General features: G+C 45.7%; 10 protein-coding genes. 6 read left to right on the forward strand and 4 right to left on the reverse strand.

Annotation, left to right across the window (positions count from 1 at the left end; translation table 11 throughout):
- Positions 1 to 10: 10 nt before the first annotated feature.
- A complete protein-coding gene (locus PCC7418_RS01685) occupies positions 11 to 2,176 on the reverse strand; it encodes a heavy metal translocating P-type ATPase (protein WP_015224443.1) in 2,166 nt (721 codons plus the stop codon).
- 406 nt (positions 2,177 to 2,582) lie between these two features.
- Here PCC7418_RS01685 and PCC7418_RS01690 point away from each other — a divergent pair, with 406 nt between their 5' ends.
- From PCC7418_RS01690 to PCC7418_RS01710, 5 genes are all read left to right on the forward strand, one after another.
- Positions 2,583 to 2,942, forward strand: a complete 360-nt coding sequence (locus tag PCC7418_RS01690) for a CopG family transcriptional regulator (protein WP_041596112.1) — start codon at positions 2,583 to 2,585, stop codon at positions 2,940 to 2,942.
- 66 nt (positions 2,943 to 3,008) lie between these two features.
- The gene (locus PCC7418_RS01695; RefSeq protein ID WP_015224445.1) at positions 3,009 to 4,517 is read left to right on the forward strand and encodes an AAA family ATPase; all 1,509 of its coding nucleotides are present in this window, start codon (positions 3,009 to 3,011) and stop codon (positions 4,515 to 4,517) included.
- Positions 4,518 to 4,666: 149 nt separating this feature from the next.
- Positions 4,667 to 5,017, forward strand: coding sequence for a DUF1257 domain-containing protein (locus PCC7418_RS01700; protein ID WP_015224446.1), 351 nt, complete (start codon positions 4,667 to 4,669; stop codon positions 5,015 to 5,017).
- Between the two features lie 206 nt (positions 5,018 to 5,223).
- Positions 5,224 to 5,991, forward strand: a complete 768-nt coding sequence (locus PCC7418_RS01705; RefSeq protein ID WP_015224447.1) for a cobalt-precorrin-6A reductase — start codon at positions 5,224 to 5,226, stop codon at positions 5,989 to 5,991.
- Positions 5,984 to 6,262, forward strand: a complete 279-nt coding sequence (locus PCC7418_RS01710; protein ID WP_015224448.1) for a DUF2470 domain-containing protein — start codon at positions 5,984 to 5,986, stop codon at positions 6,260 to 6,262. Before PCC7418_RS01705 ends, PCC7418_RS01710 begins: the two co-directional genes overlap by 8 nt.
- 63 nt (positions 6,263 to 6,325) lie before the next feature.
- On the opposite strand, the gene PCC7418_RS01715 is transcribed toward PCC7418_RS01710, so the two are convergent.
- The 3 genes from PCC7418_RS01715 to PCC7418_RS01725 form a co-directional block, all read right to left on the reverse strand.
- Positions 6,326 to 7,762, reverse strand: a complete 1,437-nt coding sequence (locus PCC7418_RS01715) for a YdiU family protein (protein ID WP_015224449.1) — start codon at positions 7,760 to 7,762, stop codon at positions 6,326 to 6,328.
- A gap of 15 nt (positions 7,763 to 7,777) precedes the next feature.
- On the reverse strand, positions 7,778 to 8,494 hold the full coding sequence (locus PCC7418_RS01720) for an ABC transporter ATP-binding protein (protein ID WP_015224450.1): 717 nt from the start codon (positions 8,492 to 8,494) through the stop codon (positions 7,778 to 7,780).
- 69 nt (positions 8,495 to 8,563) lie between these two features.
- Positions 8,564 to 9,850 (reverse strand): pitrilysin family protein, encoded by a 1,287-nt coding sequence (locus PCC7418_RS01725; protein WP_015224451.1) that lies wholly within the window; start codon positions 9,848 to 9,850, stop codon positions 8,564 to 8,566.
- Positions 9,851 to 10,105: 255 nt separating this feature from the next.
- On the opposite strand from PCC7418_RS01725, the gene alaS reads away from it, so the two are divergent.
- The gene (alaS, locus tag PCC7418_RS01730; RefSeq protein WP_015224452.1) at positions 10,106 to 12,736 is read left to right on the forward strand and encodes an alanine--tRNA ligase; all 2,631 of its coding nucleotides are present in this window, start codon (positions 10,106 to 10,108) and stop codon (positions 12,734 to 12,736) included.
- Positions 12,737 to 12,776 lie beyond the last annotated feature (40 nt).

Consider the following 12,776-nt stretch of genomic DNA (forward strand, 5'->3'; position numbering starts at 1 on the left):
AATTTTCTCCTTAAGTTTTTTGTTCTTCTAACTGATGTTGCACCAGTGGGCGCAGGCTGTTTAACCCCGCCGCGATCGCGGAACCATTGTGAATGATCGTTGCAATCAGCGGATTTAAGCCCACTGTCGAGGCTAACCCCAACGCCATGAGATTCGGCGCAACCACCAGAAATGTATTTTGCTCAATCAGCTTCTTGGTTTCTTTAGCGATATTGAGGGCTTCGAGCAAGGTTGCCAAATCATTGTTCATCAAGACAACATCTGCGATTTCTCGGGCAATATCGGAACCATTGGCAAACGAAACTGACACATCGGCGTAGGCTAAAGCAACGGAATCATTCAACCCATCACCTACAAAGGCAACGGTTTTGCCAGCCAACGTTAAGTCGCGAACGATCGCTGCTTTTTGCTCAGGAAACGCTTGAGCGTGGACTTGTGCAGGTGGAATTTGGAGTTCCTCTCCCACCATTTTAGCTCTTTCGGGGTTATCGCCCGTTAATAAATGAATTTCGCGACCAGAGGCTTCCAACGCTCGGATTAAAGCGGGGCTTTCGGGGCGCAAGGGATCCGCGTATTGAATCACCCCGGCAAGTTCACCGTCACAAGCGACATAGATTAAAGAGAGCCAAGCGGAGGTTTTTGATTGGTCTTCTAAATGGCAAATCTCTTGTAAGGGGAAGGTTTTCGTATCTAAACCGCTTAAATCCACCCCTTCTTGCACTAAAAAGCGTTCACTCCCCACTAACACTGCTTTTCCTTCAATTGTGGCGCGAATCCCTAAGCCCACTTCATAATTCCACTCGTCGCGAGGGGGAATCGTCAGATTTTGAGTTTCGGCATAATGGGTAATGGCTTCTGCGACGGGGTGGGCGATGCGTTGTTCTGTTGCAGCAGCTAGCCTTAAAACTGCTTCGGGTTGCATTCCTTCCGAGAAAGTTTGAATACCGACCACGGTTAATTCCCCTTGGGTTAAGGTTCCCGTTTTGTCAAAAACAACTGTATCCACTACTGCTAATTGTTCAATGGTGCGTCCACTGCGGACTAAAATGCCATGACGGGTGTTGTGGTTGAGTGCGCCTAAAAATGCAGTGGGAATGGAAACGCGGATTCCCGTAACAAAATCTAAAGTGAGAATCGAAGCAGCCCTCCCTGGGTCTCGGGTAATCGCCAAGACGACAGCAGCTAAGATAAAGGAAGGTAATATTAATTGATCCGCGAGTTGGGCTGCATAGTTTGCCATGCGGGTGTCGTGAACAGGTGCTTTTTGCAGGAGTTCGAGGCTTGCTGCAGCGCGAGTTTGTTCTCCCACGCGATCGGCACGGAGATAAAGCTGTCCAGAACGTACCAATGTTGAGGCATAGACAATCGTTCCCACTTCGGCAACAATGGGCATGGCTTCCCCTGTCAGTTTTTGTTGGTCAACGGTTGCTGAACCTTTTAAGACCACTCCATCCACAGGAATTTGTTCTCCTGGATAGACAATGACGGTTTCCCCGACTTCAACGCGATCGCTGCTGATTTGAATGGGTTTTCCCTCTCGAATCACCCAAGCATAATGTCCAATGGCATCAAGAAGATCACTGGTTTGAGTCGCGGTAGAACGGGCGGTGCGATCGCGAATTAAATCCCCTAATTCGTGCAAGGTCAGAACTAAGGCGGGAGTCACTAACTTGCCTTGACCATAACTTAACCCTAGGGCAACTAAATCCAAACAATCAATATTCAGTTTCTGATCGCGCCACAAACTCAGACTGGCTCGTTTCACAATCGGTAACGTCAGGGTAATCAAACTTGTCCAAGCAATGGGGCGTAACCAGAGCAATCGGTTGTGATGACTTAACCAACTCGCGACGGTGGTAAAGATGGGTAAGGCAAGACTTGACCAGTTTTCCTTGCTTGCAGTCTCAGGTGGCGTAGGCTGTGTGGAAATGGGTTTCTCAGTTGTGGCTTTCTCAATTAAAGCCGTTAAATGAGAGAGATTTAGGGAACGATACTGAATCGCGATCGAAGCGGCTGCACGATTCACTCTCACCTGTTTAATGTCGGGTTGTTCTGATAAAAATTGCTCTAAATGCAGGGCATAATCTTTGTCCTGAGTTACGCGATCGATGCGGAATCTGGCCCGACCCAGACAATGATGGACTACATAAATGTTGAGGGATGCAGAATGAGTCAACTGGTTCTACTCCTGTTGAACATTAACCAAAAAGGCAATTGATAGATTTATGCTAGCTCTTATTAATACTACCGCATTTTCTAGGGTCTATTGACAGATCGCACTACTCATTTGGGTTAAGACAGATGAAAATTTATTTCATTTATCGGGAAAAGTATCAAGAGACCAATATTTCTTATTTAAAGGTGACACTCTAATTTATAAATTGGGGGAAAAGGTAACCCTTGTTTCTTGTCCCAGCGCGAAGTGCTGCCAAATGTTGGGCTAGTGCCGATTTACTCTCTAATTACGCTAAAATATTAAGTAATATTACAAAAATACCATCATTCTGTCTTAACAGCTTGACGGTTTCTGAAAATATAGCTAAAGTGGCTACTAATACCCGGGTAAATCAGAAATGAAACAGATGTCAGATAAGCAAAAAGTTACGCTTTATCTTCCGCCAGACGTTCACCGCAACCTGAAAATTAAAGCTGCCACGGGTGGTGAATCAATGTCAGGTTTAGTTGAACAAGCCGTTGTCTTCTATCTCAATCACTCCGAAGTGGTTGAAGAAGTAGAACAACAAGAGCACGGTCAAACCTATCGCCTCTATGAATGTCCTCAATGCGAGAGTCCATTGATTATGCAAGATGGTGAACTGACCCCTCTCGAATCACAACCCACCGTGAAAACGGAAGATATTGCCACTGAACAAGTCAGTCAACAGGTTAAAACTGCTGACACCGACCAATCTCAAGATCAGGAACAACTCGTTCCCTGCTAGGTACACCCCACCCCAGATGGTGCGTTGCTCATCAAGGGAAAACATCAAACGATAAGGTGAAAAGCCATGCGCGAAGAGCTCAGTGTTCTAATTCAAGCTCAATATCCTCTTATCTACCTCATTACTCCTGAGGAGGAACGGGCTGAGCAAGCAATTTCCGAGATTGCGGAACAGGCCAAGTCCCGCCCCGTCTATGTCTGGACGGTCACCCATGGCATCGCAGAATACGGAAAGTCCCAGCAAACTCCCCAGCGTAACACTGTGTCTCCCGAAGCAGCAATTGAGTGGGTGGTTCGCCAAAAAGAAGCTGGAATCTATATTTTTAAGGATTTGCATCCGTTTATTGATTCCCCAGCAACAACGCGCTGGTTACGGGACGCGATCGCGAGCTTTAAGGGTACTGACAAGATCATCGTTGTGATGTCCCCAGTGCAACAAGTTCCCATCGAGTTAGAAAAAGAAGTGGTGGTTCTCGACTATCCTTTGCCAGACTTAGCAGAGTTAGATCAGGTTCTTACCAAGCAACTGGAACGAACTAAGCAAAGTCGTCTTGACAGTAGCGTGCGCGAGAAACTCTTACGGGCTACCTTGGGTTTAACTCGTGATGAAGCAGAAAAAGTTTACCGCAAGGTTTATGTCACTTCGCAACGCTTTAGTGAATCGGAAGTGGATGTCGTTCTCTCCGAGAAAAAACAACTGATTCGTCGCAATGGCATTCTAGAGTTTCTGGAAGAAGACGAAACTTTAGATAACATTGGGGGGTTAGAGGAACTGAAGCGTTGGCTCAGATTACGGTCGGAAGCCTTTACCAAAAAGGCAAGAGACTATGGGCTTCCCCAACCGAAGGGAATGTTAATTTTAGGCGTTCCAGGTTGCGGAAAATCCTTAACTGCGAAAACAACCTCTCGCCTATGGGGACTCCCACTGTTGCGTCTCGATATGGGTCGCATTTACGATGGCTCGACTGTTGGACGGTCAGAAGCGAATCTCCGCAACGCACTGAAAACTGCTGAGTCCATCTCTCCAGCGATCTTATTTATTGATGAATTGGACAAAGCCTTCTCGGGAAGTGCCGGTTCATCAGACTCTGATGGCGGAACCTCTAGCCGAATTTTTGGCTCTTTCCTCACCTGGATGCAAGAAAAAGAGTCTCCCGTCTTCGTTATGGCAACGGCAAACCGCGTCGAACGTTTACCTGGGGAATTTTTACGGAAAGGACGCTTTGATGAAATTTTCTTTGTCGATTTACCCAATACTGAAGAACGAGGAGATATCTTCCGTATTCATTTACAAAAACGGCGTTCCGATATTTCTCGCTTCGATTTGGATCAATTAGCCAAACTATCTGAAGGTTTTTCTGGGGCAGAAATTGAGCAAGCACTAATCGCTGCAATGTATGATGCTTTTGCTCAAGATCGGGAGTTCACGCAGCTTGATATTATTGCTGCATTGAAGTCCACACTTCCACTGTCCCGAACGATGACAGAACAGGTCAATGCACTACGAGAATGGGCGCACCAACGCGCACGACCTGCGTCATCCTCCGTCGCCGAATATCAGCGACTGGAGTTCTAACAGGCTTTCTCTCCTGCTGCCAACAGGGAGAAGGGCTAGCAAATTAGCTAGCAGTCTAAAACCAAAGATCGTAACCGATTGTAACATGGTGCGATCGCCTATGTCAAAACCAGTTAATGTTCATCTCTCAACTTTAGGAGGAAATCACAATGTCCCACTTTAGCACTCTCCGTACCAAAATTAGCAACGCGGAAATTCTCAAAACGTCCTTAAGCGACCTGGGTCTAACCGTTAAAACTAATGCGGATGTTCGTGGCTATAATGGTCAACGTCTTCGTGCGGATATCGTAGCGCAATTAGAAGGGGAATACGATTTAGGTTGGTCTGAAAACAGTGATGGCACTTACGACCTGATTGCTGATCTTTGGGGTGTTGCGAAAAAGCATAATCAAACTGAGTTAATTAACTCCATTAACCAAAAGTATGCAGTTAATAAAACCCTCGCAGAAGCGAAGCAACGTGGTCTGGAAAATGCCAACGTTAAGTTAGTGGTTCAGTAATCAGTATCCTAACTTGGTAGGGGCGTTTTCTAAAAACGTCTTTACTGCGCGTTCCCAAGCTGCAACGGGTTGACCATTTTGGTTAACCCTTTTTTTATGAATGTTGTTACTTAATGGCTTAAAAGACAAAATTATTGGTTTTTGTTATTCGTTCTTTGTTCTTTGGTAACTCTAAACAAGGGTGAATGAAAAGTGGCAATTCCTAGATGAAGAGAAAGATTTGGTTGATTGGTGGAACAAGTGAAAGTGTGGTGATTGCCGAGAAATTAATGGGTTATGGTTATCACTGTCTAGTGAGTGTAACCACAGAAGCAGCGATCGCGCTGTATCCAAAATCAGAATTAATGACCATTAAAGTGGGTGCACTGTCCCGAGAGGAAATGGCGCAACTGATCCAAGAGAATCAAATTAAGATAATTGTTGATGCCTCTCATCCTTACGCGATCGTGGTTTCGGAAAATGTAATTGCGCTGGCGAATCAATTCAATCTTCCTTACTTACGCTACGAACGCCCTGCATTATCTTCAGACAACGATCCTCATACCCTAATTTTAGATAGTTTCGACACCCTCATCAACGGCGATTATTTGCATCAACAGCGAGTCTTACTCACCGTTGGCTATAAAGCCCTCTCTTACTTTCAATCATGGCAGGAAGATGCCCTTTTATTTGCCCGCATCTTACCCACGGTGACTTCTCTCGAAAATGCTTTAGCAGCAGGATTTACTCACAAACAACTGATGGCGTTACGTCCTCCCGTCAGTTACGACTTAGAAAAAGCCCTCTGTGAACAATGGAAAATTTCTTTAATCATCACTAAGGCTTCAGGAAGTGCTGGGGGGGAAGATACGAAACAAGCCGTCGCCAAAGCCCTTGATATTCCTTTAATTATTATTGACCGTCCTCACCTTGCCTACCCCCAGAAAACCAGTAAACTGGAAGATGTCGTTAATTTTTGTCTCGATTATGGCTGATCCCTTAACGCCCCAAATCAGCGATCGCATTTGTCAACACATGAATGAAGATCACAGTGATGCGGTTCTACTTTATGCAAAAACGTTTGGCAAGACACCAGAAGCAGAATCTGCAATTCTCAATTCTGTGGATACCGATGGCATGAATCTATCGGCAACCGTTGGGGGAACTTCGATTCCACTACGCATTCCGTTTGATCATCCCCTCCAGGATTCAGAAGATGCACACCACACCTTAATTGCGATGGTTAAGCAAGCGAAACAAAGTTAACCTCATTTTTGGTGATAGCGGATCAACCAGGAACAACCGTCGAAGTGATTTTCCCCCTTCCGATTATTTCTTCTGTCGGATCTGTTCCAATAACGCATAAAAGGGATCCCACTCGTTATCTAAACTAATCGGTTCCCAGACCGATTCAATAACAGAACGCAGTAAAGCCGTTTGCGGATTTTTGGCTTGCAGACGCGACTCCACCTGTTCCAATTCCGCATCGGTACACTGTTGTAATAGGCCCTGATAAACCGTTTGCCACTGTTCCCAAAGACTAGACTGTTCTCGCAGTTGTTTCACAAACTCTGCATTCTCTAAAATCAAGTGTGAGTGGTCTCGCCACTGCGGACTAAACCAATTCCCCAACTCTGCAAAAAAGCGATGATAGGGAACTTGAGAATCTCGTAATAAGTTAACTGTTGCTGCCACTAACTCTTCCGCATTGGGAGTGGAGAGAGAAACAAAGCCCAACTTCTCACTCATTAACTGGCGATAGGTTGCCTGATAATGGCTGTCAAACTCAGCCAAGCCCAAGTCTAAATCTTTTTGCGACATGGCGAGATTTAGGGGACCCTGCAACCGTTCTAAATTCCAGTGACAGATGTAGGCTTGATTGCCATAGCGATATAAACCCGAATAATCGAAGTAAGCAGCAGTAAACGCAGGATTATAGGTGGGAATAAACGCATAGGGGCCATAATCAAAACTTTCCCCTGTAATTGACATATTATCCGTATTGAGAACCCCATGACAGAAACCAGCAACCATCCATTGTGCTGCTAACTCCGCCACTCGCTTCACCAACTCCGCGTAAAATTCCCCATAGGCATCAGGAGAAGTTTTTAAGTGGGGATAATAATAGGTAATGACATGATTTAATAAGTTCTTAATTAAGTCGGGACGGTTTAAATAGCTTAACCGTTCAAATGTTCCGAAGCGAATATGAGCATGACTGATGCGGATCATCACAGAAGCGCGAGTGGGAGAGGGTTCATCATTACGCCAGAGGGATTCCCCCGTTTCAATCAAACTGAGACAACGAGACGTTCGCACGCCTAATTGATGTAAGGCTTCTGATGCTAAGACTTCTCGTACCCCCCCTTTTAAGGTTAACCGTCCATCGGCATTGCGAGAATAGGGCGTTTGTCCGGATCCTTTCGTGCCAAAATCATAGAGTCGTTCATCTTTTCCCCGTACTTGTCCATATAAAAATCCCCGTCCATCACCGAGAAAGGGATTATAATTTCCAAACTGGTAGCCGTGATAACGCAAGGCGAGGAATGGGCGCACCCCTTGGAATTGTCCAAAGGCTTCAATAAAATGCTCATCATCCACCTGCGTTGGATCTAAATTGAGCAGAGAGAGGAGGAGGTCATCATTGCGAAAACGGAGGAAATGTTGAGGAAACTCTGCTGCAGAAACCACATCATAATAGTCTTCGCCAAGAGTTTCGAGGGCAGGTTCGTAGGTTAGGTTGAGAAAAGGATTGTTGGCAGTCACTTCTACTTTTCTTTTTCAGGATACCGCAACTTCTAACATTTCTTCGGGGGTGAGATGAGAATAAATCACTTCCCCATCACGGAACCAAATAATGCGCTTGCTTTCACGGGCGACATCCACTTCATGAGTCACCATGACTACAGTAATCCCTCCTTCATGGAGTTCTTTAAAGATATCTAACACTTCTCTCACCGTGCGGGAATCTAACGCCCCTGTGGGTTCATCAGCGAGCAATAAACGAGGATTATTGACGATCGCGCGAGCAATGGCAACCCGTTGTTGCTGTCCCCCTGAGAGTTGATTGGGTTTATTATACAACCGACTCCCCAATCCCACTTTTTCTAACGCTAAAATCGCCCGTTCTTTCCGTTCATCAGGAGAAACCCCCGCATAAATCATCGGTAAAATCACATTATCCACCGCACTAAGATGAGGGAGTAAATGAAATTGTTGAAACACAAACCCAATTTTTCGATTGCGAATCTCAGCTAACGCTGCGTTGGGTAACTGGGAAATGTCCTGATTTTCTAAGTAATAGCGTCCACTGGTGGGGCGATCTAAACAACCAATCACATTCATCGCCGTTGATTTTCCTGAACCAGAAGCCCCCATAATGGAACAATATTCCCCTTCTTCAACAATGAGATTAATATGATTGAGGGCATGAACCGCAGTGTTTCCCGTCCCATATACTTTACAAATATCTTCAAGGCGAATCAGCATTGAGTTCATGATCTATGGCTGGTTTGGTCTGATTTGATCTTAACGGTGAGGAAAGAAGATTTTTTGATCGATGCGAAATCACTCATTTGTACCAGACGCTGTTTCAAATGGTTTCATGACCGTGAGCGCATACCGATCGGGAGATAAGTAAGTTTTTGCTAACTGTTGCAGTTCTTCGGGTTGTAGCTGTTGGATGCGCTGGGGATAACTCAAAGACATTTGAACTTGGGCGAGGGTGCTGTAATAGCCGTATAAGCCAGCCAGTTGTCCTGGGGTTTCGGTGGAAAAGGCGTAATCGTTACAGAGGAGTCGTTTAGCGCGGTTGAGTTCTTTTTCCGTGATTGGTTGGGTTTGCAATTCTAAAACGCGATCGCGCAATATAGCTTCAACCCTTGCCAAATTTTCGGGGGCTAACCAACAATTAATCGTAAACAAACTGGAATCTTGCTGCAGAGAAAAGCCACTGCCAATTTCATAAACCAACTGTTTCTCTTCTCGTAATTCTCGCACTAAACGAGACGTATTCCCTTGCGCCAGTAACACCGAGAGTAAATCCAACCCCACCGCATCTTCCCAGTCTTCAATTCCCACCCCACGCCAGCCCATAATTAACCGAGCCACTTCTAAACGGGGTAAACGAATTTCTCGCCGTTGAGGGGTTGTTAATTGGGGTTGTGGGGCAATTTCAAACGGGGGACATTCCGAAGGCACACTAAAGGGATTAAAAGCCGACTCAATCCCTGCTAATGCTGTTTCTTGATCCACATCTCCCACAACAACGATGGTCAGATTTTGCGGTTGGTAATACGTCCGATGGAAACAGCGGATTTGATTGGGCGATCGCGCTAATAAGGCTTCTTCTGTCCCTAAAATCGAACGTCCATAAGGATGTTGGTCATATAACGTTTCACATAAGGCTTGAAAGGCAAAACAATCGGGATCGTCTTCCGTTTGTCGAATCTCTTCTAAAACGACACCCTGTTCACAGAGAAACTCTTCCTCAGGAATTTCTGCTTGTAACAGCAACTCTGCTAAATAGGGTAAGGTTTGATGCCAATAACAACCTGCTGTGGTCAAGAAAAAATGGGCAAAATCATAACTGGTTTCTGCATTTGCCATTCCCCCACAATTTTCGATGACATGATCAAACCAACCTGGCGGGATGCGTTTGGTTCCTTTAAAAATCAAATGTTCTAGAAAATGAGCCGTTCCCCACCACGGTTCTTGTCTTGCCCCAGCTTTCACCCAAACATCCGTTACCACCACTGGTGTTGCGGTCAGTTGCTGGTGAATTACGGTTAAGCCATTATCCAGTTCGAGGACGGTCGCTGGAAACTTCTCAAGCGGTATGGTTAAGTCAGACATGAGAAGGAACTGTTGTTTACATTACATCACCCAAGGTAGGTCTATCGTAGCAGAAATTTCTAGGTTTGTTAACTTCGAGACGTCGGCGCGAGTGAGCAGCGTTAAACCCAAAGATTACGGTAATAGCGCAATTACTGCAAATATTTCGCCCCTGTCAAGAAACATCTCGAAATGTTAAGCCCAAGCAATGGCAACAAAAGTTTTTAGAATGGGAGATAAACTGTCGTTATTTTAACTCTCTAAACTAAAAGACTAATGCCTAACGCTCCTCAATATCTTAGCGGGAATCAAATTCGCCAAACCTTTCTCGACTTTTATGCCAAGCGGGGACATGAAGTGTTACCCAGCGCATCTCTCGTTCCAGAAGATCCGACGGTTTTATTGACCATTGCGGGAATGCTTCCGTTTAAGCCGATCTTTCTCGGACAAAAAACAGCCCCCTACAATCGCGCGACAACGTCTCAGAAGTGTATCCGCACCAACGATATTGAAAATGTGGGACGCACCAAACGTCACCATACCTTCTTTGAGATGTTAGGAAACTTCAGTTTTGGCGATTATTTCAAAGAAGAAGCGATTCAATGGGCGTGGGAACTCTCCACTGAAGGATTTGGTCTTGACCCAGAACGCCTCGTTCCCAGTGTTTATAAAGAGGATGAAGAAGCCTTTGCCATTTGGCGGGATAAAATTGGGGTTGCACCGCATCGCATTCAACGCATGGGTGAAGAGGATAATTTTTGGGCTGCGGGTCCCACCGGTCCTTGTGGTCCCTGTTCCGAGATTTATTATGATTTTCATCCCGAATTAGGGGACGAAGAGATTGATTTAGAAGATGACTCCCGCTTCATTGAGTTTTATAATCTTGTCTTCATGCAGTTTAATCGAGATAGTGAAGGGAATCTCACCCCGTTACAGAATCAAAATATTGATACAGGGTTAGGATTGGAACGGATGGCGCAAATCCTACAACAAGTCCCCAATAACTACGAAACGGATCTCATTTTCCCGATTATTAAAACCGCTGCAGAAATTGCCAATTTAGATTATTCGCAAGCGGATGAGAAGCAACAAGTCTCTCTGAAAGTAATTGGCGATCACGTGCGTGCTGTGGTTCACATGATTGCAGATGGGGTAACAGCTTCTAACCTGGGACGCGGTTATATTCTCCGCCGTTTGATTCGTCGGGTGGTGCGTCATGGACGGTTGTTAGGGATTACCCGCGAGTTTACCCAAGATGTTGCTGAAAGCGCGATCGCGCTGATGGAAGACCATTATTCTAATTTGCGCGAAGGAGAAAAACAAATTAAACAAGAATTACAGCGCGAAGAATCCCGTTTCTTGGAAACCTTAGAACGAGGGGAGAAACTCTTAGGGGAGATTCTGCAAAAAGAAAGCCAACAGATTTCTGGCGAGGATGCGTTTGTTCTGTATGACACCTATGGTTTCCCCTTAGAATTAACGCAAGAAATCGCGGAAGAGAAAGGCTTAACCGTGGATCTCGATGGGTTTGAAGTGGAAATGGAAAAACAACGTCAGCGTTCCCAAGCAGCCCATGAAACCATTGATTTAATGGTACAGGGAAGTCTGGATAAACTGGCGCAAAGTGTTCATCCCACTGAATTTGTTGGCTATACCAATCCTCACGCTAGCGCAAGAGTGGAAGCAGTCTTAGTACAAGGAAAAACCGTCCAAGAAGCAGAAGCAGGAGATCAGGTGCAACTGGTGCTGGATCAAACCCCCTTCTACGCCGAATCTGGAGGACAAATTGGCGATCGCGGTTATCTTTCAGGAGATAATCTCTTAGTCCGTATTGAAGATGTGCAAAAAGAATCTAGCATCTTTGTTCACATCGGACGCATTGAACGGGGAATCATCCGCGTCGGGGATACCGTTACCGCAACCATCGATCGCGCCTGTCGTCGTCGCGCTCAAGCCCATCATACAGCAACCCATTTACTACAAGCAGCCCTCAAACAAATCATTGACCCTTCTGTTTCCCAAGCGGGTTCTTTGGTCGCCTTTGACCGCTTACGATTTGATTTTAACTGTCCCCGTCAAATTACCCCTGACGAGTTACAGCAAGTGGAAGATACCATTAATACATGGATTGCTGAAGCCCATGACACGCAATCGGATGTGATGCCTTTTGATGATGCTAAAGAAAAAGGCGCGATCGCGATGTTTGGAGAAAAGTATGATGATATTGTTCGCGTCATTGATGTTCCCGGGGTTTCCATGGAACTCTGTGGCGGAACTCATGTCAATAACACCGCGGAAATTGGACTGTTTAAGATTATCTCCGAAACTGGGATCTCTTCGGGGGTGCGTCGCATTGAAGCCGTCGCTGGTCCTGCTGTTTTAGAATATCTCAACCTACGGGAAAAAATTGTGCGCGATCTCAGTAAACATTTCAAAGTCCAGCCAGAAGAAGTTCCCCATCGCATTGAAAACTTACAATCGGAACTGAAACAAACCCAAAAACAACTGGATGCGGTAAAACAAGAACTCGCCCTTGCTAAATCGGATCAACTCCTTGCTGAAGCAGAAGCAGTGGGAGACTTCCAAGTTTTAGTGACCCAAGTGGAAGCCATGGACGCAAAAGCCCTACAAACCGCAGCCGAACGCCTCCAACAAAAACTAGGAGAAGCAGCGGTGGTTCTAGGATCAGTTCCCGCAGAAGGAAAAGTTAGTTTAGTGGCTGCATTTAGCCCAAAAGTGAATGAAAAAGGCTTACAAGCTGGTAAATTTATTGGCGGTATCGCTAAAATTTGCGGTGGTGGTGGCGGGGGTCGCCCAAACCTCGCCCAAGCTGGCGGAAAAGATGCGTCTAAGTTACCAGAAGCACTGGAAAACGCGCAAAAGCAGTTGCGGGAACAATTGCAATAACCAATTTCAACAAAAGATCCGTGGGACTCCCCCACCTCGG

Origin of the sequence: Halothece sp. PCC 7418, from assembly GCF_000317635.1 — a bacterium.
Lineage (GTDB): Bacteria > Cyanobacteriota > Cyanobacteriia > Cyanobacteriales > Rubidibacteraceae > Halothece.